At 69.6% G+C, this 23,971-nt stretch carries 19 protein-coding genes; 10 read left to right on the top strand and 9 right to left on the bottom strand.

The window, feature by feature from the left end; translation table 11 throughout:
- The first annotated feature begins 47 nt into the window (after window positions 1-47).
- The 3 genes from ABT352_RS10115 (at window position 48) to ABT352_RS10105 (ending at window position 2,186) form a co-directional block, all read left to right on the top strand.
- On the top strand, window positions 48-974 hold the full coding sequence (locus ABT352_RS10115) for an MbnB/TglH/ChrH family RiPP precursor modification enzyme (protein WP_350944057.1): 927 nt from the start codon (window positions 48-50) through the stop codon (window positions 972-974).
- A complete protein-coding gene (locus ABT352_RS10110) occupies window positions 974-1,747 on the top strand; it encodes a hypothetical protein (protein ID WP_350944055.1) in 774 nt (257 codons plus the stop codon). The genes ABT352_RS10115 and ABT352_RS10110 overlap by 1 nt, the downstream gene beginning before the upstream one ends.
- A 301-nt stretch (window positions 1,748-2,048) precedes the next feature.
- Window positions 2,049-2,186: a hypothetical protein gene (locus tag ABT352_RS10105; protein ID WP_350944053.1), complete on the top strand. Its 138-nt coding sequence runs from the start codon at window positions 2,049-2,051 to the stop codon at window positions 2,184-2,186.
- 199 nt (window positions 2,187-2,385) lie between these two features.
- On the opposite strand, the gene ABT352_RS10100 is transcribed toward ABT352_RS10105, so the two are convergent.
- From ABT352_RS10100 to ABT352_RS10090, 3 genes are all read right to left on the bottom strand, one after another.
- A complete protein-coding gene (locus ABT352_RS10100; RefSeq protein WP_350944052.1) occupies window positions 2,386-4,335 on the bottom strand; it encodes an alpha/beta fold hydrolase in 1,950 nt (649 codons plus the stop codon).
- A gap of 130 nt (window positions 4,336-4,465) precedes the next feature.
- Window positions 4,466-5,131 (bottom strand): response regulator, encoded by a 666-nt coding sequence (locus ABT352_RS10095; RefSeq protein WP_350944050.1) that lies wholly within the window; start codon window positions 5,129-5,131, stop codon window positions 4,466-4,468.
- Complete coding sequence (locus tag ABT352_RS10090; RefSeq protein WP_350944048.1) at window positions 5,128-6,465, bottom strand: sensor histidine kinase; 1,338 nt, start codon at window positions 6,463-6,465, stop codon at window positions 5,128-5,130. Before ABT352_RS10090 ends, ABT352_RS10095 begins: the two co-directional genes overlap by 4 nt.
- A gap of 460 nt (window positions 6,466-6,925) precedes the next feature.
- Between ABT352_RS10090 and ABT352_RS10085 the strand changes: the two genes are divergently transcribed.
- Entirely contained in the window at window positions 6,926-8,263 is a 1,338-nt protein-coding gene (locus tag ABT352_RS10085; RefSeq protein WP_350944046.1) for a glycoside hydrolase family 6 protein, read from the top strand.
- Window positions 8,264-8,394: 131 nt separating this feature from the next.
- Here the strand turns inward: ABT352_RS10085 and ABT352_RS10080 are convergent, their stop codons facing one another.
- Window positions 8,395-8,889 carry a MarR family winged helix-turn-helix transcriptional regulator gene (locus tag ABT352_RS10080; protein WP_350944044.1) on the bottom strand — a complete coding sequence of 165 codons (495 nt, stop codon included), beginning with the start codon at window positions 8,887-8,889 and terminating at the stop codon, window positions 8,395-8,397.
- Between the two features lie 77 nt (window positions 8,890-8,966).
- On the opposite strand from ABT352_RS10080, the gene ABT352_RS10075 reads away from it, so the two are divergent.
- Window positions 8,967-9,389, top strand: a complete 423-nt coding sequence (locus tag ABT352_RS10075) for a DoxX family protein (RefSeq protein ID WP_350944042.1) — start codon at window positions 8,967-8,969, stop codon at window positions 9,387-9,389.
- A 267-nt stretch (window positions 9,390-9,656) separates the two neighbouring features.
- Window positions 9,657-10,475 (top strand): hypothetical protein, encoded by an 819-nt coding sequence (locus tag ABT352_RS10070; protein WP_350944041.1) that lies wholly within the window; start codon window positions 9,657-9,659, stop codon window positions 10,473-10,475.
- Here the strand turns inward: ABT352_RS10070 and ABT352_RS10065 are convergent.
- The 3 genes from ABT352_RS10065 to fxsA all read right to left on the bottom strand — a co-directional run bounded on the left by ABT352_RS10065 (window position 10,411) and on the right by fxsA (window position 13,567).
- Complete coding sequence (locus ABT352_RS10065) at window positions 10,411-12,408, bottom strand: nSTAND1 domain-containing NTPase (RefSeq protein WP_350944039.1); 1,998 nt, start codon at window positions 12,406-12,408, stop codon at window positions 10,411-10,413. The genes ABT352_RS10070 and ABT352_RS10065 overlap by 65 nt on opposite strands.
- Window positions 12,405-13,310, bottom strand: coding sequence for an SIR2 family NAD-dependent protein deacylase (locus ABT352_RS10060; RefSeq protein WP_350944037.1), 906 nt, complete (start codon window positions 13,308-13,310; stop codon window positions 12,405-12,407). The genes ABT352_RS10065 and ABT352_RS10060 overlap by 4 nt, the downstream gene beginning before the upstream one ends.
- 77 nt (window positions 13,311-13,387) lie before the next feature.
- Complete coding sequence (gene fxsA, locus ABT352_RS10055; protein ID WP_350944035.1) at window positions 13,388-13,567, bottom strand: FxSxx-COOH cyclophane-containing RiPP peptide; 180 nt, start codon at window positions 13,565-13,567, stop codon at window positions 13,388-13,390.
- Window positions 13,568-13,822: 255 nt separating this feature from the next.
- On the opposite strand from fxsA, the gene fxsT (ABT352_RS10050) reads away from it, so the two are divergent.
- Window positions 13,823-16,360, top strand: coding sequence for an FxSxx-COOH system tetratricopeptide repeat protein (fxsT, locus tag ABT352_RS10050; RefSeq protein ID WP_350944034.1), 2,538 nt, complete (start codon window positions 13,823-13,825; stop codon window positions 16,358-16,360).
- Window positions 16,361-16,432: 72 nt separating this feature from the next.
- Here fxsT (ABT352_RS10050) and ABT352_RS10045 read toward each other — a convergent pair whose 3' ends face one another.
- The gene (locus tag ABT352_RS10045) at window positions 16,433-17,740 is read right to left on the bottom strand and encodes an HEXXH motif domain-containing protein (protein WP_350944033.1); all 1,308 of its coding nucleotides are present in this window, start codon (window positions 17,738-17,740) and stop codon (window positions 16,433-16,435) included.
- A 712-nt stretch (window positions 17,741-18,452) separates the two neighbouring features.
- Between ABT352_RS10045 and ABT352_RS10040 the strand changes: the two genes are divergently transcribed.
- Entirely contained in the window at window positions 18,453-19,700 is a 1,248-nt protein-coding gene (locus tag ABT352_RS10040) for an FxsB family cyclophane-forming radical SAM/SPASM peptide maturase (protein WP_350944032.1), read from the top strand.
- On the top strand, window positions 19,697-21,001 hold the full coding sequence (locus ABT352_RS10035; RefSeq protein ID WP_350944031.1) for an HEXXH motif domain-containing protein: 1,305 nt from the start codon (window positions 19,697-19,699) through the stop codon (window positions 20,999-21,001). Before ABT352_RS10040 ends, ABT352_RS10035 begins: the two co-directional genes overlap by 4 nt.
- 11 nt (window positions 21,002-21,012) lie before the next feature.
- On the opposite strand, the gene fxsT (ABT352_RS10030) is transcribed toward ABT352_RS10035, so the two are convergent.
- The gene (gene fxsT / locus ABT352_RS10030) at window positions 21,013-23,544 is read right to left on the bottom strand and encodes an FxSxx-COOH system tetratricopeptide repeat protein (protein WP_350944030.1); all 2,532 of its coding nucleotides are present in this window, start codon (window positions 23,542-23,544) and stop codon (window positions 21,013-21,015) included.
- Between the two features lie 192 nt (window positions 23,545-23,736).
- Here fxsT (ABT352_RS10030) and ABT352_RS10025 point away from each other — a divergent pair, with 192 nt between their 5' ends.
- Window positions 23,737-23,901: an FxSxx-COOH-like cyclophane-containing RiPP peptide gene (locus ABT352_RS10025; protein ID WP_350944028.1), complete on the top strand. Its 165-nt coding sequence runs from the start codon at window positions 23,737-23,739 to the stop codon at window positions 23,899-23,901.
- The last annotated feature ends 70 nt before the right edge of the window (window positions 23,902-23,971 follow it).

The raw sequence follows: 23,971 nt of genomic DNA, 5'->3' as shown, positions 1-23,971 counted from the left end.
GTTGCGAAGTGCCGGTGAACATCACTGCGAAGTGATGGGAGAACCACATGCTGACAGGGTTGCCCGCACTGGGATCAGGGCTGGGACATCGCGTGGAGCTGGCCGAGGAGATCGAGGCGCACGCCGATCGGATCGACTGGCTGGAAGTGATCACCGAGCGCTTTCTGTTCGCCCCGGCCGACGAGCGTGAGCGGCTGAGAGGGCTGACCGGCCGGTTCCCGGTCGTGCCGCACGGGCTGGAGCTGTCCATCGGCTCGGAGCGGGAGCCGGACGCGGCGTACGTGGAGGCGCTGGCCGCACTGGTGGCCGACGTCGACGCGCCGTGGTTCAGCGACCACCTGTCCTTCACCCGCACCGGCAGCGTCGACGTGGGGCTGCTGGTGCCGCTGCCGAGGACGAGGGAGGTCGCCCGGCGGCTGGGACGCAGGGCGGGGCGGGTGCAGGAGGCGGTGGGCCGGCCGTTCCTGCTGGAGAACATCACCTACTACGTGGACATGGCGACCCCGCTGACCGAGGCGCAGTTCATCACCGAGGTGATGGAGCACTGCGAGTGCGGCCTGCTGCTGGATCTGGCCAACCTCGACATCAACGCGCGCAACCACGGCTTCGACCCGCTGGAGTTCCTCGACACCATCCCGGTCGAACGGGTCGTCCAGGTGCATCTGGCCGGAGGCGTCGACGGGGACGTAGACGGGGACGTCGACGGGGGCGTCGACGAGGAGGGGGAGCGGCTGTCCCTCGACAGCCACGGTGCCGCGATCCCGGCCCGGGTGTGGGGGCTGCTGGCGGAGCTGGTGTCCCGTACGCACCTCAACGCCACCCTGGTCGAACGCGACCAGAACTTCCCCGACGACTTCGGTGACCTGCTCGCCGAGATCGACCGCGCGCGAACCGTCCTGCGCTCCCGCCCCGCCGACGAACCGTCCGGCCGACGACCCGTCGGCGGGGCGGCACAACCGGCGGGAGGCACCTGATGGGCGTGCAGGACGCGCTCGCGGCGATGCTGACCCGCGAGGGTGAGTCCGCGCTGCTGCGCGAGGACCCCGAGAGGCTGCGGCTCCGGTACGGGCTGAGCGAGGCCGAGCTGGCCATGCTGGCCGGTGCCGCGGTCGGCGGTTACCGGGTGACGCGCGCCGGCGTGCTGGGCAAGCTGCGGTCGGCGATCGCCACCTGCCTGCCCGAGACGGTCGCCGAGCTCACCGGCGGTCACCGCGCCCTGTGGGAGGAGTTCGCCCGAGGTGTCGTACGCCGCCCGCAGCCGGCGGAGCGGCCGTTCGGTATCTGGGAGTCCGAACGGCTCACGGCCTGGCTCGCGGTCCACGCGACACCGCGGCTGGCCGCCTACGCCCGTTACGAGCTGGCGCGCGCCACGCTGGTCCACGACCGCGACGCGGCGCTGGCCGCCCGCGAGGCCGCCACCATGGCGGAACCCGGCGGCCGGACCGTGACCGGGGCGCTGCGGCTGTCGGCCGCCGTCCGGATCGGGACGTACACCCATGACGTCACCGCCGGGCCGCCGATCGGTGAGCTGCCCGCCGCGACGACGCGGGTGCTGTTGCAGCGCCGATGGCGGGCGCCCCTTCTGCGGGCCTACCGGATCGGAGACGGCACCGCCACGCTGCTGGCCCGCTGCGACGGCACCCGCGACGCCGTCCAGGTGATCGCCGCGGTGGGCGGCGACCGCGCCCAAGCCGCGGAAACGCTCACCCAGCTGGTAGTGGCCGGTCTGGTGTGGCCGCGACCCTGACTCCGCACGCGTCGCCCGGCGGGAGGATCCTTGTCGACTCTCGCGAGATCCCGACGGGGCGTCACCGCGAGGTGGAAGGCGGTGCCGGTCGTGACCGGCAGGGCTGGACGAGACGCGCGTGCGGACCCCGTTCCGCCGATACCGGCCCCCGCCCCGGCATCCGGGGCGCGACCTCCTGCGGGCGGTCGCCATCGATCCTCCGCGTCCGGCCACCCGGTGTGCCGGATCGCGGAGAAGCCGGCCCGGCATCGGGCCGTCATCCCGCCCTGCCCCGGCAGGCGTCGGCGAACGGAGGAACATCGTGAACGATGACACCACTCGCGAGAACAGGGGACCCGAGTTCGTGTTCGAGGCCGTCACCGGTCCCGACGGCCGGGAGACCACGGGCCGCTCGTGTTGCGGCGGTGGTCGCTGCGGCCACGACGACCCCGATGTGTGAGCCGGCCGTCTGAGACGGCCGGACGGGAGGCAAGGGGTGGGTATGGGCCTCTCGTGGCCTTTTCTCCCTTGCCTCCCGTCGCATGGTTACCGGTTACGGAGGTCTCGCCGACGGGTGTCCCGGCCGCGCGAGCACCGGCTACGGCGATTCCGAGGAAAGACGTCCCGGTCTCATGAGGGTCCTGGGCCGGAAAAGGAGGTCAGTGCGAGGGGATCGTCGCGGTGAAGCCGTGCCCCGCGAAGGTGCCGGAGACGGCGGTGTCGTCCTCGGCGCGGAAGGGCTTCCACGACAGTTCCAGCGCGCGGGATCCGCCGCCGCCACCGGTGACGGTGAGCCGGGCCGTGGCGTCGCCGCCGCTCAGGCGGACCTCGCCGTTCACGGTGAGGTCGCCGACGAAGCGGACGTCTCGCAGATCGACGGTGGCGGCCTTGTCGTCGAACGTCAGCGCGCCGCCGCGCAGGCCCGCCTGTGTGGCCGGCGCCCAGGGCGGGGTCCTGAGCGGGTTGCGCCTGGCGGTGGCGTCGGCGACGGTGGCGAAGGCGGCGGCGAGGACCCGGCGGTCCCGCGCGGGCAGGTCGGTGCCGCGTGCCTGGGGCACCCGCGCCACGGTCTCGGGGAAGGAGCCGACGGCGCGGTAGTTCGCGTCGTCACAGCGGGGTTTGTCGTCGAAGGCGTCCGGATCGGTGAGGAAGGCGCGCGTCGCGTCGCGGACGCACTCGTTCACCAGGGCGCCGGTGGTGAGGTTGTGGCCGGCGAAGCGTACCCGGGAGAAGGTGGAGTCGGGGAAGCGCCGGGTCACCGCGGCGGCCTCCGCCGGGGTGGTGGAGTCGAAGTCACCTCCCAGGGCGAGGGTCGGTACCCGAGGGTGTTTCGCGCCCGGCGGCACGGGCGGGCTGACGCGAGGGGCCGGCCAGTCGGCGCAGACGTCCTGCATGCCGAGGATCGAACTCGCCGGAGGCGGTGCGGCCAGGTCGGTGACGGCGAACGGCCGGAACGGGCGCTCTCGGTCGTAGTAGCGGTTCAGCCGGCGTCGCCGCTCGTCGGCCGGGGCGGTGCGCTCGAACGGGAAGGCGGTGTCGGCGCACACGTAGGAGAGCAGGCCCGCCAGTTCCGGCGCGCGCAGCGGCTGGCGCGGTGCCTCGTCGATCATTCGTGTGAGGCGGCGCAGCGGGAGCCGGTCGCCGTTCAGGTAGGCGGCGACGGCCGCGCTCGCCTCGCGGCCGACCATCGGCAGGTAGAGACTGTGCGTCAGGTTCATGAGGGACGAGAGCCGCAGCTGCGGATCGGGGTGGGCGCGCAGGTGCCGTACCAGCCTGGAGAGGAGGCCGGAGGGATCACCCGGCAGGCGGCGGCAGGCGCGTGAGGGGTCACAGGCCACGTCGAGCAGGTCGGCGCGGGAGCGGATCGGCGTGGTCACGTAACCGTCCTCGCCCGTGAGCACGATGCTGTCGAGCAGCACCCCGGAGAGGCGGTCCGGGTGGCGGGTGGCGTAGGCCTGGGCGAACACGGTGCCGTACGAGATGCCGTAGAACGTCACCTTCGGCACCCCCAGGGCTTCGCGGACGGCGTTCATGTCGGTGACGGCCTGGTCGGCGGTGAAGAACCGGGCGCGAGGACCCAGGTGCGCGACGCAGGCGCTCACGGTCTCCCGGCGCTCCAGGTCCAGCCCCGGGCAGAGCAGCGGGCTGGACTTCCCCAGCCCACGCGGCTCCACCACCAGGAGGTCGTGCCGGTCGAGCACCGGTCCCAGCGCCTCGGTCAGGGACGGCACCGCGGGGAGCGCCGGCGACGGCCCGCCCGGATTGGCCAGTATGGTCCCGGCCGAGGGACGGCCGGCGTTCTTCCTGGGCAGCCAGGCGAACGCCACCGTGATCCGCTCCGACGCGGGATCGTTCCAGTCGAGGGGCACCGTCATCTCTCCGTCGCAGCGGGTCTTCGCGGCGGCACACGGATGTCGGAACCCGCCCGCGTCCTTCGTCTCTCCTGCCGCCTCCGCGGTCCCGGTCCGCGTGATCGTCTGGGATGTGTCGTGGTCGTGGGCGGCGGCGCTCCGGGTGGTGAGCGGCGAGACGAGAAGCGCCCCGCAGGTTGCCGCGCCGACGAGCGCCGCCGCGACCCGGCGTGTGATGGATCGTTGGTCCGCGTTCATGCTTTCCAGGCTCGTCCGTGATCGGCCCCCTTTCCTCGGCACGGGGAACGGTTTCCCGCCTGGGAGCCGGGCACCGGCCGCTCTCCTCTTTTGGGAGTACGGTCCCAGAAGGGAGAACGGCCGGAAGGGCTCAGCCGGTGGTGCCCGGGGTGACGAACCCCGCCTCGTAGGCGACGACCACGGCCTGGGCGCGGTCGCGGACGCCGAGTTTGGCGAACAGGCTGGTCACATGGTTCTTCACGGTGGAGGTCGCGACGTCGAGGGTTTCGGCGATCTCCAGGTTCGATCGCCCGCGCGCGATGAGGACGAGCACCTCCCGCTCGCGGTCGGTCAGCCCGGCGAGCTCGGGCGGCATCGTCGCGGGCCGGGGCCGCACGGCCCTGACGAAGGTGCCGATCAGCCGGGTCAGCAGCCGTGGCGCGACGACCGAGTCGCCGCGGTGCACCACCCGCACGCCCTCCAGGAGCTCCTCGGGGGAGATGTCCTTGGGCAGGAAGCCCGAGGCTCCGGCACGCAGAGCCTCGACGACGTACTCGTCCAGGTCGAAGGTGCTCAGCGCGAGCACGCGCACGCCGGGCAGCTCGGCGGTGATCCGTCCGGTGGCGGTGACGCCGTCGGCCTCCGGCATGTGCAGGTCCATCAGCACCACGTCGGGGAGCAGGTCGCGGGCGAGGGCGAGCGCCTCCTCGCCGTCGCCGGCCTCACCCACCACGGAGAGGTCGTCCTGGGCGTCCAGGATCATCTGAAAGCCGGAGCGCACCAGCGCGTGGTCGTCGACGACCAGCACTCTGATCATGTCCCTTCCTCCCGAGCGGCCGGTTCGTGGCCCGGCTCCGGTCGTCCGGTGGTTCCCAGAACCGGGAGGGGCAGCCGGGCGTGGACCCGAAAGCCCCCGCTCGGCAGGGGGCCCGTCTCCAGCCGCCCACCGCAGAGTGCCACACGCTCGGCCATGCCACCCAACCCGAAACCCTCGCCGGAGTGGTTTTCGTGCCTCTTTCCGGCAGGGGTCACCCCGGGCCCGTCGTCGACGACCTCCACCTCGACCGCGGTGGGCCCGTACTCGACCCTCACCCTCACCGGGGCGTTTCCCGCGTGCTTGCGCGCGTTGGTCAGGGACTCCTGGACGATTCGGTAGACGGCGTGGTCGACCGCCGCGGGCAGCCGCCCTGGGGTGCCGGTCACCTCCAGAAAGGCGGGCTGATCCGCCTCGCGGGCCCGGCCGACCAGCGAGGAAACCCTCCCCGAGAGGCCGGTTTCCTCGCCGGTGAAGGACGGGCTCTCGACGGGGGCCGGGTCGTCCGCCCGGTCGGCGCGCAGCACGTGCAGCAACTGCCGCATCTCCGCCATCGCCTCCCGCCCGGCGCGCTCGGCGCTGAGCAGGGCGGCCTCGGCCCCGGCGGGATCGCGGGCCATGGTCGTGCGCGCCGCCCCCATGAGGACCTGCATCGTGCTGATGTTGTGGGCGACCACGTCGTGCAGCTCGCGGGAGATGTGACGGCGCTCCGCCCGCACGATCTCCTCGGCGAGTTCGGCCTGCCTCCTGCGGATGGCCTCCGCGCGCAGCCGCGCCAGCCTGCCCAGCCCGACGAGCAGCAGCGGGACGAAGATCCCTATGGAGCCGGAGTCCTGACGTTCGGCTCCGGTGGCGAGCTGGACGGCCGTCGACACCGACGGGTAGAACAGCCCCACCGCGACGGCCGCGACCCAGGCACGCCGGGCCTCACCGTACCTGCCCGCCGCGTACAGGGCCAGCATCGCCTGCAGGCCGTACCCCTTCCAGCCCGTCGACACGACGATCACGCAGTCACAGGCCACGGCGACGGCGACGGCGACGACCGGCCTGCTGCGCCGCCACAGCAGCGCCGCCGACGAGACCGTGAAGAACGCGAACGCCAGGACGGAGAACTCCCGCGTGGTGAACCTGTCCTGCAGAACGGCGAGGGTGACGTACACCGCCCACGCGCCCAGCGCGAGGAGCACGTCGGCGACCCGCGAACGGCTCGTTCCCGGCCATCGTGTTCGGAGCCGGGAAAGCCCGCGCACGAACCACGCCCCCGCCTTCGTGCGCGCCCCCGTGAGAGTGCCTCGCGCGTTGTCGAGGGTGGCCCGCACTCCAGAGGAAACCTTCATCGTCGCGGTCGTTCGCGGCACCGTCGGGCGTAAATCCCGCCCGCGGGGCTCATCCGGCCGGTGAGGCTCACCGGGGGGCCTGCGGGGGAGGGGCGAATCCGGTGCGCGACCGATCGGAGGCGTCGCGAGGGAGGGTCTCGGATGCTCGGGCCATAGGAGACCAGGCTTCCAGAACACAGGCCTGCAGACCACGTCATTTGGTGTGGCTCATCCGTTTCGAAGGATTCCGTGAAGATCGTGCGGCGGCGGAACGCGCACTCGGCGCCTGCGGCGCTGTCGATCGTCGCTGTCTCGCCGATCAGCCGGGCGGTGCCGGGTGGTGAAACTTTCAACGGATGTCGGGAGTGTTCGCACAGGTCAGCGCGCGAGGAAGTGAGGCGCCGACGGCGGGGACTACAGCGGAAGAGGCGTGCCACCTATGGTGGGAGCGCTCCCATGCCTCCTTCGAAGGAGCCGATCCATGCCAAGAAGATCAATCCTGGCCACGCTCTGCGCGGCCTTGGTGATCGCGTCAGGTGCGGCGCTCGCCGGCGCCTCCGGCGCGTCCGCCGCCGATTCCCCGTTCTACGTCGACCCGGACACCGGTGCCGCCAAGTGGGTCGCGGCCAATCCCGGCGACTCCAAGGCGCAGGTGATCCGGACCCGGATCGCCTCCGTGCCGCAGGCCCGGTGGTTCACCACCACCAACACCTCCACCGTGCGCGGCCAGGTGTCGTCGTTCGTCGGAGCGGCGGCGTCGGCGGGCAAGATCCCCATCCTCGTCGTCTACAACATCCCCAACCGGGACTGCAGCGGCGCCAGCACGGGTGGCGCGCCCAACCACACGGCCTACCGTCAGTGGGTCGACGAGGTGGCCGCGGGTCTGCAGGGACGCCCGGCGACGATCATCCTGGAGCCGGACGTGCTCCCGATCATGACCAGCTGCATGAACTCCTCCCAGCAGCAGGAGACGAACGCCTCCATGGCGTACGCGGGCAAGAAGCTGAAGGCGGGCTCGTCCTCGGCGAAGGTCTACTTCGACATCGGGCACTCGGGGTGGCTGTCAGCGTCGGAGGCCGCCAACCGTCTGAGGGCCGCGGACGTGGCGAACAGCGCGGACGGCATCTCCCTGAACGTCTCCAACTACCGGTGGACCTCCACCGAGGTCCCCTACGCCAAGAACATCATCTCCGCCACCGGGATCTCCAGGCTCCGCGCGGTGATCGACACCAGCCGCAACGGCAACGGCCCGCAGGGCAGCGAGTGGTGTGACCCGCCGGGACGGGCGATCGGCACGCCGAGCACCAACGCCACCGGCGACTCGATGATCGACGCCTTCCTGTGGATCAAGCTGCCGGGCGAGGCCGACGGCTGCATCGCCGCGGCCGGGCAGTTCGTCCCGCAGCGTGCCTACGACCTGGCCATGGCCGCTGGACCCGGCCCGGATCCCACCCCGACCCCGACCCCGACGGTGACGCCGACGCCCACGCCGACTCCCACTCCGGGGGGCGGCAAGGCCTGCACGGCCAGCTACCAGCTGATCGGTTCCTGGCCGGGCGGGTTCCAGGCCGAGGTGACCGTGCGGAACTCGGGCGGCGCGGCCCTCACGGGCTGGACGGTGAACTGGTCCTTCCCCAACAACCAGAGCATCACCCAGCTCTGGAACGGACAGCACACCCAGAGCGGCGCGAGCGTCTCGGTGCGGAACGTGTCCCACAACGGCAACCTCTCCGCGGGTGCCACGGCGAACTTCGGGTTCACCGGCAACTGGTCAGGAAGTAACGGCGCGCCCTCCTCGGTCAGCTGCACCGCCGCCTGACCCGGTGGTGCGGCTCTGATCCGGACGGCTCGCGCGGTATGCCCCCCGCGCGAGCCGTACCGGATTCTTCCGCCTTCCCTCCGACCGCGTAGCCGAAAGGGAGAACCGGTCTCATGGGTCCGTTCCGCGCCTTACCCTGGGATTTTGCCCGGCCGGAGCGGGCCCGCAGGGGCCGCCCGCATGGCCGCGGCGGCCTTCGTCATGATCTGTCGCATGCTCTCGACCTCCTCGGGAGTGAGCTGGTCGATCAGGAAGGCGCGCACCACGGCCACGTGCCCCGGCGCGGTCCGCTCGAGGCAACGCTTGCCCTCTTCGGTGAGCACGGCGAGCACGCCCCGCTCGTCGGAGGGGCAGGCCTCCCTGGTGACGAGCCCTCTCCGCTCCAGCTGGCCGATCTGATAGGTGAGGCCGCTCTTCGAAACGATCAACCGGTTGGCCAGCTCGGTCATCCGCATCCGCCCGCCGGGGTCCTGGGAGAGTTTCGCCAGGATCTCGTACTGGGCGTGGGTCAGATCGGCATCGACTTTCAACTGATCCTCGACGCGTCGCTCCAGGAGGTGTGTCGCGGCCACATAAGCCATCCATGCGGCCATCTCGCTCTCATTGAGCCATTTCACGTCGCTCACCGGAACATTCTACTGCTTGTTCAAATTTGAACTAACCGCTATGGTTTGTACAAATTCGAATGACAGGAGGAGTCAGAATGCTTGACCAGCTAAGACCGTATGTCCTGTTGCTGGCGAGGATCGCTCTCGGCGTAATCTTCGTATTCCACGGCTCACAGAAGTTCCTGAGCTCGGGGCTGGCCCAGACCACCGCGGCCTTCGACGCCATGGGGATCCCCCTCGCGGTCGTCTCCGCACCGGCGGTCGCCATCATCGAGGTCGTGGGAGGTATCGCGCTCATCCTGGGCGCGGCCCTGCCCGTGTTCGGCTTCCTGCTCACGCTCGTCATGCTCGGTGCCCTCGTCTTCGTTCACCTCTCCAACGGCTTCTCGGTGAGCGAGGGCGGCTACGAGTACGTGCTGGCCCTCGCCGCGGGCACCATGGTCATCGCCCTCAGCGGCGGCGGAGCCCTCGCCGTCGACGCCCTCTGGCAGCGCCGCCGCCAGCCGGCCACCGTCTGACCCTGTAAGAACCTGTAGGACCCTGTAGGACACCGTCGGACCCTGTCCGACACCGCCGTCACATCCGACCGGCCGTCGTACGGAGCCGGCTCCTGGAGCGGTCACCGCCCCGGGTGGTTCGGCCGGTCGCCGGAATTACGGATGCCGGGTCTTTCCCAAGCGGGAGGGCCCGGCCGACCGGAACCAACGACATCGAACATTACGAGGTCCCGATCCCGGACAATGGGCATAGCTGTTCTCGACAGCGCTCAAGAGTTGGGGGTCGGTGTGCGTCTGATCCAGAGAATCGGCAGGGATTTCAAGGCCCGGCAGCATATCGACGCGTACGCTCTCACCGTCGTCCTCTTCGGTTTCGCCTTTCTCTCGATATTCGCCGACAAGCTGGAAGACGACCTCAGATGGGCGGCCCTGTTCTCCGGGGTCGGGCTGCTCCTCTACCGGCTCACCCTCACCGACGAGCCCGCGGAATCGCGCACCGACCTTCTGCACGACCGTTCCGTGTACGACAGGGTGCCGCTCTCCTCGCTGCTCGCCCAGGCCCGTGACGTGCGCGTGTTCGCGCCCTCCGCGGTCAACCTGCTGTCGGCGCAGACCTGCGAGCTGATACGCAACACGGTCCTCGCCAGGGAGCGGGGAAGCGCCAGGATCGTCATTCTCGACCCCACGGAGAAGACGGCGGTCCGGCAGGCCGCGAAACAGCTGGACGATTCGGTCGAGTTTCCCGTCCAGCGGCTTCCCGCCGCGCTGGAGAGCACGATGGAACGCCTACGGTTGATGAGCGGCTGGAAAACGGCGGGCCGGTTCGAATACCGCCTTCTTTCCTACAACCCGGGATTCAGCCTCGTCCTTGTCGACCCGGAAACCCCCGGGGGCCGTGTCATCGTGGAGATTCACGGTTTCCACAACACGTCCATCTCCTCGCGCATGCACCTCGAGCTGGCCCGTGGCCGCGACGAACGCTGGTACACCTACTGGGTGAGCCAGTTCGACCACATGTGGGAGGCGGCGAGAGCGGACGACGTCACGCCGTCCTCCGCAGAAGCTCCTCGGCCTGCGCCCGCAGATGCCCGGGAAGCCCGGGAGTGACCGCGCCGAGCGCCCGCGAGGCGAACTCCTCCGACAGGGTGGGCCGCCCCAGCAGGGCGTGGACACGTGCGGCCCGCACCAGCAGGGGGCCACTGTCGGAGTCGCCGTCGGAGCCGTCGGCGAGGGCGTCGAGGATCTCCTGCTGGGCGGCGTCGAACCGCTGCTCCAGGGCGAGGGCGAGCGCCCTGGCGGCGATCGTGCCGGGCCGCTGGTGCCTGCGTACCCGATCCAGGTCGCGCAGGGCCTCCACCGGCTTTCCGAGGTCGGCCAGGATCTCACCGCGCAGCGCGAGTGCCTCGGCGGGGGGCTCGTCCGCGAGCGCCACGGCCCCGTTGAGCAGGGCGAGGGCGGCGCGCGGCTGTCCCAGACGCCACAGGGCCTGCCCGAGCGCCAGATGCGCCGGCAGGTCGTTGGGAACCCAGGAGAGGGCGGCGCGCAGCCGCTCGACGGCGCTGTCGTAGTGTCCCAGCGCCAGCCAGAGCCGCCCTTCCCCGGTCAGCGCGGAGGCCACGCCGTTGAATCGCTGCAGCGTCGCGAACAGGTCGGCCGCCTCCTCGAACCGGCTGCGTGCGCTCTCCGTCTCACCTTCCGCCGACGCCACCTCTCCCAGGATCAGCAGGGCCTCGGCACGCACCCACGTCTCGCCGCTCCCCGAGGCGCGGACCGCCTCCTCCGCGAGCCCGCGGGCCGTCTCCCAGCTCTCTCTGGCCAGTGCGAGCCGCGCGTCGCCGAGATAGGACGCCGGGGGCCGCGACTGGCGCACCGACCCGATCAGACGGTCGTGCTGCAGCTCGTACCAGCGGATCCCCAGCCGGTGCTCGCCGCGCAGGATGTGGGAGTCCTCCAGGGCCTTGGCGACGGCGTTCGGCATGCCGGCCGTCTCGTGGAGTCCTTCGTAGACGGTGTTGCGCGTCCCGTGCTCGGTGACGAAGGTCCTGCGCAGCCAGGAGCGGATCTCGCTCGACGTGACACCGGATCCGGCCGAGACGCGCGCGAGCATCCGATCGCAGAATCCGGTGAGGAACCGGTCGACGTTCACGTGCAGGTTCACGTGGTCCACGCTGATCTCCCTGAGCCCGGAGGGCAGCGACTCCCACAGCGCGGAACAGACGACCTGCAACTGGACCGGTTCGATCGTGTTCAGCGTCAGCGTGGTCGTCTGCCCCTCGTCGTTGGAGATCGGGACGGTGCGCAGGTCGTCGACGAGCCGTTCCGCGGCCCCGGGGGCGAAGAACCTGCCGGTGCGCTCAACCGGCCTCACGGTGGCGTCGAGCGCCGCGGCGCGCGTGAGCGGCGGCAGCTGGAACCGCGCCCGCGAACCTCGGCCCAGCGGGCGCTCGTGCGGCAGGACGGAGGCCAGATACTCCTCGCGCAGGGAAAGCAGCAGGTGGAGGCCGTCGTGATCCTCCACCGCCCGCGCCAGCTGGCGCAGGAGCTCGTTGCGGTCCTCCTCGCGGTCGAGCGGGCCGCCGAACAGCTCCTCGGCCTGGTCGAGGGCGACCAGGACGGGCACCGGGTCGCCGTATCTGTCGGTGCGTTCCGGGCGTTCGGCCAGGAAGTCCGAGATCGTGAGCCCCGCCAGCGCGGGCAGTGGCCGGTCGGGGGCCCAGGCCGACAGAAGCGCCAGCACATAGGGGTTGCCGGGCATCTTCGGACGCAGCGAGGCGATGCCGTGGGGTGACACGCGGGCGATGGGCAGCACGTCGGCGCGCTCGGGCTCCACGCGGGGCAGGACACCCGCCTGCAGAAGGGACGTCTTGCCGACCCCGGAGGCCCCGAACAGCACGGTGAGGCCGGTGGCCTGCCAGATGGTGGCGATGTCGCGGGCCTCGCGTTCCCGTCCGAAGAACAGGGCGTGCTCGCTCCGGTCGTAGGGACGCAGCCCCACGTAGGGCCGGACGGTTCCGTCGCCGGCGCGTGTCGCGGTCGTCATGATGTCCGTCCCATTCTCCGCCGGAGCTCCGCGCAGAACTCCGAGGCGGTCCCCAGGAAGATCGAGATGTTCCAGCGGTCGAGATAGTGGGTGATGTAGCGCCTGGCCTTGCTTTCCGCGCTCTCGGTGCTCTTCGCGCTCCCGGTGCCGCCCGTGGGGCGGCTCACCTCGGGCATGAGCTGCACGCTCACGTGCCGCCGCTTGTTGCTGCGAGGTGTGTTGCGCACCAGGCCGTGGAACAGCACCCGAAACGTCCAGTCCTGCAGGCTGTAGCCCACGAAGAGCAGCGGCCGGGTGGTCATCGCCCGCAGGATCGGGATCGGCAGCGGATGCCGCCCGTCGGTCGCGACGGCGTCCACCATGTTGACGAGGTACGTCAGGTAGTCGGCCTCGGTCAGCACCAGCGACGCGGGCTCCGCCCAGCTCCCGTGGAGGTGGTAGACGATGGGCCGCTCCACCGTCGGCTCCGGCAGGAGAGGGGCCGCGCCGGGGTCGGTGTCCCACCAGGGGGAGACGGCGACGTGGGGATCCTTGCCCTCCGCCCGCAACGCCTCGGCCAGGAAGTCGTCGTAGTTCGTCGTGAGGAACGTCGTGAGCGGGAAACCGGCGAGCAGCCGGTGAGGCTCGCCGGGATCGGTCACCGGAGGCCGGCCGTGCGAGCGCAGGTGGCCGCAGACCGTCTCCTTGAGGTCGACCGGATCGCGCACCACGGCCTCGCCGTACTGCATCACACGGGCCAGGTCGCCCGCGTCGGAGAACGGATAGCCGTAGCGGAGGGCGTACTGGTTGCTGAGAGCGGCGCCGGTGGGCAGGGTGCCGGCACAGGCCCCCGCTCCGAGAAAAGGGGCGCAGTCACCCCTGCCGAGCTGGTCGATCAAACGTTCCCAGTCGACATCGTCCATGGGCCACCCTGATCATTGGGAAACGGTCCCTTATAGGACTCTATTTCCCGTCATGCCTGCGCGAAAGTCAAGATCTTTCATATGGATGATGTGAATCCGGCCGCCGGCCCCGCGCTGTCGTCCTCAAGTATCCGCCTTAATGCGCGCTTAAGGTTGGGATTATCTATATGATCAAGGTCGGTCAAACTCAGCCCGGTGACGTCGATGAGATTGCTCTTGATGTAATCGATCTCGCCTGCGACGACTTCCTCGCCCATGCGGACTCCCCTGTCCGTGGCCTGTTCACGCGAGCCACTCGCAGCGCGCGCATCACTTACACCGTCATCTTTCCACGTTCGCCGAGCACTTCTAACCCAGGGTAGACGGTTATCTTGGCATCACAAGGATAGAAAGATATTCACGTCTTATCCTTCGTTCGGTATGCCGCCATGAGAGTCTGACTTCTCTGTCCATGCACCCGGCCTGGCCGGGAGTCTAGGCTGAACGAGAATCGGGCGAGCGGAGGCGGTCGGGTGTCCATTTCAGAGTCCTCGGGAATTTCCGGGGTGCCGGGACGTCAGCCCCGAATCTGGGGCAAGATCCCGCAGCAGAACAGGAATTTCACCGGTCGTGAAGATCTCCTCGAAAAGCTGCACACCGGGGTCACCTCCGAGGTCACCGCGGTGGTGCCGCACGCTCTCCACGGTTTCGGGGGGGTCGGCAAGACCCATGTCGCGATCGAATACGCCTATCGCTTCCGGCACGAGTACGACCTGGTGTGGTGGATCCCCGCCGATCAGCCGATCCTGGTGCGCTCGTCGCTGGCCGCGCTCGCCCCGCATCTGGGCATATCGTCATCCGCCACGATGGGGGTGGAGGAGGCGTCCAGGGCCGTGCTGGACGCCCTGCGCCTCGGCGAACCGTACTCCCGGTGGCTGCTCGTCTTCGACAACGCAGAACAGCCCGAGGACATCAACGAGATCATCCCGCGGGGTCCGGGACACGTCCTGATCACCTCGCGCAACCACGCCTGGCAGGGGGTGGTCGACACCCTGCCCGTCGACGTCTTCACCCGGGCGGAGAGCATCGAATTCCTCAGCAAGCGGGTTCCGAGGTCGACCAGCCTCGACGACAGAAACCGGCTGGCCGAACAACTCGGTGACCTCCCGCTCGCACTGGAGCAGGCGGGGGCCCTGCAGACGGAGACGGGGATGTCCGTCGAGCAGTATCTCCGCCTGCTCGAAGAGCAGACCGTCCAGCTGCTGGATGCCAACAAGGCGGCCGACTACCCGCTGTCCATGACCGCGGCGTGGTCACTGTCGGTGTCCCAGCTCAAGGGGAAGCTGCCCGAGGCCGTGGAGCTCCTGCGCTGCTGTGCCTTCTTCGGCCCGGATCCGATTCCCCGCGACGTCTTCGGAGTACTTCCCGAGGATTTCGCGTCGGAGTCGCGTCTTGGCTCGCTCCTCGCCGACCCGATCCTGTTGAGCAAGGTCATCAGGGAGCTGGGCCGCTACGCCCTCGTGCGGATCGACTCGGAGAACCGGACGATCCAGGTGCACCGGCTGGTCCAGGCGCTCCTCCGTGACGAGCTGAGCGAGGAGGAGCACCTGTCCTTCCGCCGGGAGGTCCACCTCCTGCTGGCGGCGGCGACACCGGGCCTGCCCGACGACAACGCCTCCTGGCCGCGCTATGGGGAGTTGCTCAGTCACGTGAGGCCCTCCCTGGTGGAGGAGAGCCGCGATCCCCGCATCCGCGGGTTCGCCCTCGACATCGTTCGCTACCTCTACTCGTCGGGCGGTTACCAGTCGGCGGTCGATCTCGTGGGAAGCCTCATCCGGACGTGGCGGGCCGACAGCGGCAGCGATGATCAGGCCGTGCTCTCCGCGCAGCGGCATCTCGGCATCGTCCTGCGGGAGTTCGGCGACTACCGGGCCTCCTTCGAGCTCAATCGCGACACCCTGGCACGCATGCGGACGACCCTCGGGCCCGACCACGAGGAGACCCTCCTGCTCGTCAACAGCCACGGCGCCGACATGAGAATGCTGGGCGACTTCGCGGCCGCGCTGGAGCACGACAGGGACTCGTTGCGCCGGCACCAGGAGGTGTTCGGCCCCGACCATCGCCGGACGCTGCGCGCGATGAACAACCTCTCCGTCGACTACATGTTGCTCGGCGACTACCGGCAGGCGTTCGAGCTGCAGAAGGTGCTCTACACCAAGCAGCCCTCCTCGGCCTCGAAGTCGAGTTCGCTGTTCGTGCTGGCGTCACGGAACGGCCTGGCCCGTATCGTCAGGCTCAGGGGCGACTACTCGGAGGCATGTGACCTCGGTGAGGACGCCTACGAGCTGGGGATGCAGGAGCTGGGGCCCGACCATCCGTGGACCCTGCGGGTGGCCAAGGACCTGTCCATCGCCAAGCGCAGGGCGGGACTCGTCGACGAGGCGTTCGAGATCGCGCAGCGGACGTACGAGCGGCAGGAGCGCATCTTCGGCCGTGACCACCACGACACGCTCGCCGCGGCCCTGTGCCTGGCCAACGCCCAGCGCACCAGAGGGGAGATCACCGAGGCGCTGGAGTTGCTGCGCGACACCGCGGCTCGCTACCCCAGGAGATACGGCGACGAGCACCCCTTCACGTTCGGCTGCGACATGAACCTGGCGTTGCTCCTGCGGGTCAACGGGGAGATCGAGGACGCGAGCCGGTTCGACCGCAGGTCCCTGGACGGTTTCGATCGTACGCTCGGTCGCGAACACCACTACTCGCTCACCTGCGCGATCAACCTCGCCAGCGACTTCGCCGCGAGGGGGGATGTCCCTGCGGCCAGGGAGCTGGGCCAGGAGACCCTCGTTCAGCTGCGGGAGCTTCTCGGCGCAGACCACCCCCTCACCCTGGCCTGCGCGAACAACCTGGTCATAGACCTGCGAGCGGAGGGTGCCGTGGAGGAGGCCGCAGAGCTTGAAGCCGACACCCACGAGCGCTACGAGCGGGTGCTCGGCAACGACCATCCCGACACGAAGGTGGCCCTGAGGAGCGAGCGGCTCGACTTCGACTTCGACCCGCCCGTGCTGTGACCGCCGCGTTCCGGCGGACGCGCCGTGGCCTCTCGCGCCGGACGTCACATCGTGACCGGCCCGCTCCGAGGGCTAGCCGTTGCGTTCGAGCCAGCGCGCGCGGTGCTCGTCCGCGCGCCGCAGGCCCATGGCCCGAGCGCGGGCGGGCACGCTCTCCCGCGACCAGTCGTCGAGGCGCCGCGCCATCCCGGCCGCGAAACTCTCACCGGTGGGGGTAAGCCGCCCACCGGTGAGCAGGGTGCCGGTGACAAGGCGCGCGGCCTCGCGCCACTGGAAGAACTCCGCGTGCGCGCGCAGGGCCGCCTCCCCCGACTCCAGGGTGCGCTGGCGCATCCAGTAGCCCGCCACGCCCAGGAAGGCGTACGCCCCCTGAAGGAGTCCCGGCACGGGGCGGGGGTCCTCACGCCAGGGGGCGTAGTGGCGGGAGCCGTCGTCGGGGAGGGTGAGAGGCACGAGGTCGAGCAGGGCCGAGAGCTTCGCGTGCTGTGTCTCGTGCGTCAACGTGACCGCGAGAGAGAGCGCGTCCGGCGGTGTCGACAGGGCCACGCAACCGAAGGTCTCCCTGGAGGTCGAGCTCGACTGGCCCCCGGCGGGCGCGACCAGGGGTGTGAGGACCGTGATCGCGGTGGACACCTCCTCCGCCACGGTCCGGTGGTGCCGTACCAGCAGATCCCAGGCGGTGTGCAGCGTCGACTGCCATCGTTCGGTCTCGGCCTCGCTGAGCCGCTCGCCGATGTTGGCCGTCTCCGGCATCCTGTAGGGGTCGAGGTCATCGATGACCAGGCGCAGCGGTACGCCGTCCGCCTCGGCGGACAGCGTGCGCAGGCCCCGCCACCCCGACGCGTCCCGGCGGGGGTCGTCGGGGATCCGGACGACCATCCGGTCCGCGGTGACCTCCGCGCCTTCGGCGGCGCACTCGACCGTGGCCCAGGAGACGGTCGGTGACAGGATCGCCTGCCCCAGTGACGGCAGCGTGACCACCCCGTCCGCCGCGGGCACGTCGATGTCGCAGGCCGTACGGGAGCGGATCGCCGCGGCGGCGGCCAGCGCCGAGAGCTGTCCCGGTGTCGCGCGGGTGTCGCCCGCACGGAGCATTCTGATCGTCCGGCGCGCCCAGGCGCCCACCGAAGAATGCCGTAGCACGGCGTCGACGGCGCCGGGGTGACGGCGCTGGACGGTGGCGAGCAGATCGTAGGCGCGGCGGGTGGCCGGCGCCTCCGCGTGGCCGGTCGTGCGAGCCGTCTCCACCACCGCTCGTACGAGAAGCGCGTGCTTGCTGTACTGGGCGGCGGAGAGGCGGCTGACCGCGGGGGCGCCACCACCGCCGTGGGCCAAGTCGGAGAACACCTTCGCCGGAATCCGGTGCTCGGGTAGATTCATCGCGCCCCTTCAATCTTCGCGCTTCGTTCGGAAGGCCGGATCGGCTCCGACCCTGTTCTTGATATGCCCGATTAGACGGAACAGGTCGACGCAGTAGACCGATGGATTGGCGAAACCGTGGCCTGCCCGACAGCGATGGGCGTAGGGACCGCCTCCGCACACCTTGCCCATCGGGCATGCCCGGCATTTCTCCGACAGGGCCGGCTCGACGACCGGATCCGCGCGACGATCTCGCGGATCGGCTCGCCGCCATGCGGCACGATCTCGACGTTGCCGAGGTCGTGCGTGTGAACGTGTTCGGCGATTCTCGCGGCCGTGGCGGCGAAGGTCTCGCGCGACATGCGTCTCGGACAGCTGCGCCAGCTGGAGTCCGCCATTTCGTACATATAACAATATCCGCATGCGAGATCGCACCTGCTGTGGATCTTCAAAATGAACTGCCGAAAAGGGATGGCTCTCCAGGCGGTGGCGGCAAGCTCGCCGACGTCCAGGTCCGAGGGCCAATCGCGCACGGTTGATCGGCCTCCACCTCGGCGTGGTGTTATGCGGGGTACCGAAAGTCGGCTACAGGGTAGATGGAGGATGAGGGGCGTCGCGGTCGAAGAAGTCGTCTCGCTGTACGACTGTGAGGCGCTACTGAAGAAAGCTTTACTGGCTTTAATCTTGACTAACGGCACAAAGTGGTGCGAGATGGGAATGGCGCAAGAGAGGCGTGCCGCATTTGTCAGAGAAGCCGGAACCGAAAATCCTGTCGGCCGAAAACGTGTTTCCGGCCACGCTTGATGTGGCCGAACTACTGGCTTCCGGATGGAGGCCCTTCGCCTTCCGACAGTTCATTCTGAAGATCCACAGCAGATGTGACCTCGCCTGCCGTCACTGTTACATCTACGAGATGGCGGACCAGTCGTGGAAGGCCCAGCCGCGGCGCATGTCCGAGGCGATCGTCCAGCGGACGGCACAGCGCATCGCGGAGCACGCCCTCGCCCACGAGCTGGCGGAGGTGGAGGTCATCCTCCACGGGGGAGAGCCGCTTCTGGCCGGCCCGGAACTCATCTCCCACGCCGTGCGCACCATCAGGGGAGCGGCCGCCGACGTCGGAACTCGCGTCCACGTCGGCGTGCAGACCAACGGGCTGCGCCTGGACGAGACCTACCTGCGGCTCTTCGGCGACCTGGAGATCCGGGTAGGGGTGAGCCTGGACGGCTACGAGGCGGCCCACGACCGGCACAGGCTCTTCACGAGCGGAAAGGGCAGCCACGCCATGGTCGCCGCCTCGCTGCGGAGACTGACGGCCGGTCCCTTCCATCATCTCTTCAGCGGTCTTCTGTGCACGATCGACGTCCGCAACGATCCGCTGGCCACCTACGACGCGCTCCTGGAGTTCGACCCGCCGGCGGTCGACTTTCTCCTGCCGCACGGGAACTGGCTCACACCTCCGCCCTTTCGCGACCCCGGCTCGGCCGCCACCCCCTACGCCGACTGGCTGCTGCCGATCTTCGACCGCTGGTACGGGGCGGCGGTGGAGGAGACCGAGATCCGGTTCTTCAACGAGATCGTCCGCCTGCTCACCGGGCGTGCGTCCCGTACCGAGGCCATCGGCCTCTCCCCGGCGCGGATGGTCGTCATCGAGACGGACGGCAGCATCGAGCAGTCGGACATCCTCAAGTCCAGCTATCACGGCGCTCCCGCCACCCTGCTGCACGTCCTTCGCGACTCCTTCGACACGGTGCTGGGGCACCCGTCCATAGCGGCCCGTCAGATCGGCGAGCTCGCGCTGGCACCCGTGTGCCGGGCCTGCGACCTTCGTTCCGTCTGCGGCGGCGGACTCTACCCGCACCGCTACAGCGAGACCCACGGATTCCTCGGCCCCTCGGTCTACTGTCCCGATCTCTACCGGCTCATAGATCACATTCGCGCGCGGCTCGTACGCGACGTCGCCCGGCTGAAGGGAAACGCATGAGGTTCACCTCGCCTCCGGTGTCCGACGAGACGTTCTCCAGGCTCGCGAAGGGCGGGGGCGGGGCCGAGGCCATGGCCGAGCTGCGCGTGTGGCAGTGCCTCAAGACCAGGCTCCTCATCCGCGCGCTCGTCCTGGAGGCGAAGGCGGCGGGCCATCCGCACGCCGATCTCGCGGCTCGCGCCTACGATCTCCTGGCCGAGATGGAGAGCCAGGGGAGAGAACAGGTCGAACCGGAGCTGTGCCACCCGGCCGTGGGCGCGTGGGCGCTGCGGACGTACCGTTCGCTCAGGGCCGGTACGGGGGCGAAGGACGATCCCGGCCGGCTGGCCGCCCTGGTCGTCGCGATCGCGGTCAGAGTGCGGATCGCCTGCGAGGTCCGCCTCGCCGTCGAGGAGGACGCCGTCGTCCTGCCGGGGCTGGGCCGCCTCACCGTTCCGGCGGGTGCGCGGGGAGTGCTCGACGTCACCGTGCGGCCGGACGCGGACGGGGCCGAGCTCGACATCGGCCGCTCGACGGTCCGCGCCGACCCCCTTCGCGACGGGGCCGGCTGGCAGGTTCTGCGCAGGTTACCGGCGGATTCCGGGCTCAGCCTCGTCGTCGACGACGCGGACCCCTACCGGTGGCCCGCAGGACATGTCACCGAGTCGCGGCTGAGTGAATCGCGGCTGGAGCACTGGGCGTCGTGCCTGCGCGACGCGTGGCGCGTGCTGACCGCCCGCCACTGGACCGTCGCCGCGGAGTTGACCTCGGGCATCTCGGTGCTCACCCCCATCCACGCACCGGCCTTCGGCCAGAACAGCGCCACCTCGCGCGAGACGTTCGGGACCGTCGCCCTGTCGGAGCCGCAGCACGGGCTGGGAATGGCCGCGACGTTCGCCCACGAGATCCAGCACGCGAAGCTGACGGCGCTGACCGACACGGTCGAGCTGACCCTGCCCGAGAACGGGCGGAGGCACTACGCGCCGTGGCGGAACGACCCCCGCCCCGTCAACGGGTTGTTGCAGGGAGCGTATGCCTACCTCGGGGTGGCGGGATTCTGGAGGCGCCAGCACGCCTCGGAGCAGGGAGCCCGCGCCTTCCGCGGACAGGTCGAGTTCGCACGCTGGAGACAGGCGGCGTACGGCGTCACCGGCACGCTCATGGCGAGCGGGGGCCTGAACGAGCGCGGGGCGGAATTCGTGAAGGCGATGAGGGGCACACTGGAAGCCTGGCTGGACGAGCCGGTGGATCTCGCGGCGGTGGCGCAGGCCCGTCGCGAGGCCGACCAGCACCTGGAGAGCTGGAGGCGCCGCAACTCCTGAGCCGGGAGTGGTCAGATCGGCGGGGGGTCGAAGTCACACTCGATGCGACGGCCCTCGCTCGCGAGCAGGGCGTCCGGGTGACCTACCTCCAGGGGGCGTTCGTATCGCCGCATCGTGTCGGCGTACAGGAGATCGGCCTCCTTCCCGGCGCCAGTCGCCCGCAGGTCAAGGACGAGGTTGGCGGCGCAGGCCAGGCTCAGGAAGTGGTTCTCGCCGAGGAGCTTGCGCAGCCTGCCGAGGGTGTCCTCGCCGAGCTCGCGGGCACCGTCGCGCTCTCCCATCGCCGCCAGGTCGCTCTGGAGGCTGATGGCGCAGCTCAGCGGGTAGTGGTGGTTGCGGCCGACCTTCGTGATCAGGGCATCCCTGGCCTTCTCGTTCAGGGCGCGGGCCTTCGCGAGGTCCCCGCGCAGGCGATGAAGGATCGCCAGGTTGCCTTCGCAGGCGTTGGTGTAGGGGTGGTCGGCCCCGTACACCTTCGGATAACGGGTGACCGCCTTCTCCGCGATCGCGTACGCCTCGTCGATGTTCCCGGCTGCCCGCAGGGCGTTGGAGAGGTTGATCGCGGCCGCCATGGTGTCGGGGTGAGCGTCTCCGAACAGCCGCTGGAAGCGGGTGTGCGTGTCGTGCGCGAGCTCCAGGGCCTCGGTGATCTCTCCCGCCCGCCGTTTCGCGATGGAGAGGTCCTTGGCGGCCAGCAGGGTGTAGTGGTGATCGAGGGTCAGCTCCTGGACACCGTAGGCGTAGGCCTCCTCGCCCAGGTCACAGGCCTCCGTGTAGTCGCCGCAGAGTCGCACGGTCCTGGCCAGGCTGTTCCACGACAGCAGCAGGGTGCCTTTGCTGATCCCCTCCGCCATGTAGCTCTGCTCCAGGTAGGTCTCCTGGTGCAGCCTGCGCGCCTCCGCGTAGTCACTGGTCAGCGCGTAGTCGAGGGCCAGGTTGTACACCACGCGCAGGGTGGAGGGGTCGGAGGGGCCCAGGCCGTTCATATGGGTGACCCGTGACTCCTGGTCCAGCGTGCGGGCGGCGAGGAAGTCGCCGCGGGCACGCAGCGAGGCCGCGTAGCCGTTGACCGTCGCGAGGGTCTCCGGATGCTCGGGACCGAGGATCTCGGTCATCTTGTCGAGGGTCGCGTGGTCGATGTCGTACGCCCTGGCGTACTGCCCGAGACCTCGCAGGATGTTGCCGAGGTGTCTGTACGCGACGAGCACGTCCAGGTGGTCCGGCCCGCTGACCTGGCTCCATCTCTCGATGAAGCTCGTGATGAACGAATGGGCCGACTGGTAGTTGCCCGACCGGTACAGGTAACGGGCCATGGACAGGGCGAACGACCTGGCCCGCGGATCCGTGCACTCCTCCAGGCCCGAGGGAGCGACGTGGGCGACCAGCTCCTCGAAACCGCGCCACTTGTCGGTGTCGTCGGGATCGTTCGGGGCGCTGCCGGCGAGCAGCACATGGACCTCGTGCCTGACCTCCTGCTGGTCCTTCTCCGGCAGGTCGTCGCGCAGGAGCGCCTGGACCAGACGATGGACCTGGATGGTGCGCGTCGCGGGCTCGATCCTGGCAAGGGCGAAGCGTCTGAGCTCGCTCAGCGCCGTGGCGAGCAGGATGGGGTCGGACAGGATCGCGCTCAGGCGGGGGACGACGGCCTTGTTGCTCCTGCGGAACACGTCGCGCGGGATGGGCTCGGGCCCGAAGAAGGCACAGCAGCGCAGGACCGTGATCGCCTCGGGGAGGCGGTCCTGCAGGAGCGACACCGACACCTTCCAGGCCGCGGTCATCGACAGCGGGTATCCCGGTGCCCGGTTCGCGCCCAGCAGGCGGCTCGCCTGCTCTTCGAGCTGCTCCAGGTATTCGTCGACCGACATGCCGGTCTCGTACTGCAGCGCTCCGGCCTGCTCCAGGGCGAGGGGAAGGTCACCGAGCTGTTCGGCCAGCCGCGAGGCGTCGTCGTCGGGAACCTCTCTGCGCAGGCGCTTCTTCAGGAACGCCACGCTCTCCTCGCGGGTGAAGACGTCGACCTGGAGGGTCTCGAAGTGGTCCTCCCACTTGGGGTTGCGGGAGGTGATCAGGACATGGCCCGGCCCGCGCGGGATGAACTCCGCGACCTGCCCCGGCTCCTCGGCGTTGTCGAAGATCAGCAGCCAGCGGCGGTAGGGGTCACCGCTCTGCAGTGTCCTGCGCACGGCCTCCGCGGCCTCCTCGACGCCGGTGGCCGAGACCGCGGGCAGGCCCAGGTGCGGGGCCATCGCGGCGAGGGCGGACGGCACCAGCACGCGTTGGTCGGCGGGGATCCACCAGACGAGGTCGTAGTGCGAGCGATAGCGGTGGGCGTACTCGATGGCCAGGTGGGTCTTGCCGACGCCGCCCCATCCCTGAAGGGCCTGGGGCTGGGGGACCACGGCGGTGACGGTGCTGATGCCCTGGCGGAGCTTGAGAAGCAGGTCGTCCCGTCCCGTGAAGTTTCTGTTGCGGGGCGGCACTTTCTCCCAGATCTCGGGCTGACGCTCCGGCACCGTGTTCGCGGCGTGTGAAAGCTCCACCACCTCTGGCCTCCGCCCTGTTCGATCCGAAGGATTCTGTCGCCATCTTAGAGCTTGATTCGAGAAGCCGGGCAGAACAGAATCAAATAAATGAACGGCGCATCTTGAATTTCGCGGGCACGGCGGAGGGGTGCCACGCCTGTTTGGGGTGGCCGAAAACAGGTCGTCGGCAAGGTCGTTTAGTAGGGAGCGCAAATGCATTATGACGGTGCGGCGTCGACGGTCTCCATCGACATCACCGATCTGTCGTTCAGGGATCTTGAGAAGGTCGGGAGCGCCTCCCTCAGGAGAGTGCTGGAGGAGTTTTTCGAGCACGGTGCGGATCTGGAGCCGAGCGCGGGTTTCGACAGCTCGATATGAGCGATCGCCTTGCGATTCCGGGCAGAGTGCGACAGAAAGATAAGCGTGAAGCATCCGCCCGTTTCCTGCC

Origin of the sequence: Streptosporangium sp. NPDC000563, from assembly GCF_040299985.1 — a bacterium.
In the GTDB taxonomy this organism is placed as follows: Bacteria; Actinomycetota; Actinomycetes; order Streptosporangiales; family Streptosporangiaceae; genus Streptosporangium.
The sequence above is the reverse complement of the archived record's forward strand: the minus strand, read 5'-3'. Positions and strand labels throughout refer to the sequence as shown.

Coding starts and splice junctions, on each gene's coding strand:
- ABT352_RS10115 (WP_350944057.1), top strand. CDS start 48: ATGCTGACAGGGTTGCCCGCACTGGGATCAGGGCTGGGACATCGCGTG.
- ABT352_RS10110 (WP_350944055.1), top strand. CDS start 974: ATGGGCGTGCAGGACGCGCTCGCGGCGATGCTGACCCGCGAGGGTGAG.
- ABT352_RS10100 (WP_350944052.1), bottom strand. CDS start 4,335: ATGAACGCGGACCAACGATCCATCACACGCCGGGTCGCGGCGGCGCTC.
- ABT352_RS10095 (WP_350944050.1), bottom strand. CDS start 5,131: ATGATCAGAGTGCTGGTCGTCGACGACCACGCGCTGGTGCGCTCCGGC.
- ABT352_RS10090 (WP_350944048.1), bottom strand. CDS start 6,465: ATGAAGGTTTCCTCTGGAGTGCGGGCCACCCTCGACAACGCGCGAGGC.
- ABT352_RS10085 (WP_350944046.1), top strand. CDS start 6,926: ATGCCAAGAAGATCAATCCTGGCCACGCTCTGCGCGGCCTTGGTGATC.
- ABT352_RS10075 (WP_350944042.1), top strand. CDS start 8,967: ATGCTTGACCAGCTAAGACCGTATGTCCTGTTGCTGGCGAGGATCGCT.
- ABT352_RS10065 (WP_350944039.1), bottom strand. CDS start 12,408: ATGACGACCGCGACACGCGCCGGCGACGGAACCGTCCGGCCCTACGTG.
- ABT352_RS10060 (WP_350944037.1), bottom strand. CDS start 13,310: ATGGACGATGTCGACTGGGAACGTTTGATCGACCAGCTCGGCAGGGGT.
- fxsA (WP_350944035.1), bottom strand. CDS start 13,567: ATGGGCGAGGAAGTCGTCGCAGGCGAGATCGATTACATCAAGAGCAAT.
- ABT352_RS10045 (WP_350944033.1), bottom strand. CDS start 17,740: ATGAATCTACCCGAGCACCGGATTCCGGCGAAGGTGTTCTCCGACTTG.
- ABT352_RS10035 (WP_350944031.1), top strand. CDS start 19,697: ATGAGGTTCACCTCGCCTCCGGTGTCCGACGAGACGTTCTCCAGGCTC.
- ABT352_RS10025 (WP_350944028.1), top strand. CDS start 23,737: ATGCATTATGACGGTGCGGCGTCGACGGTCTCCATCGACATCACCGAT.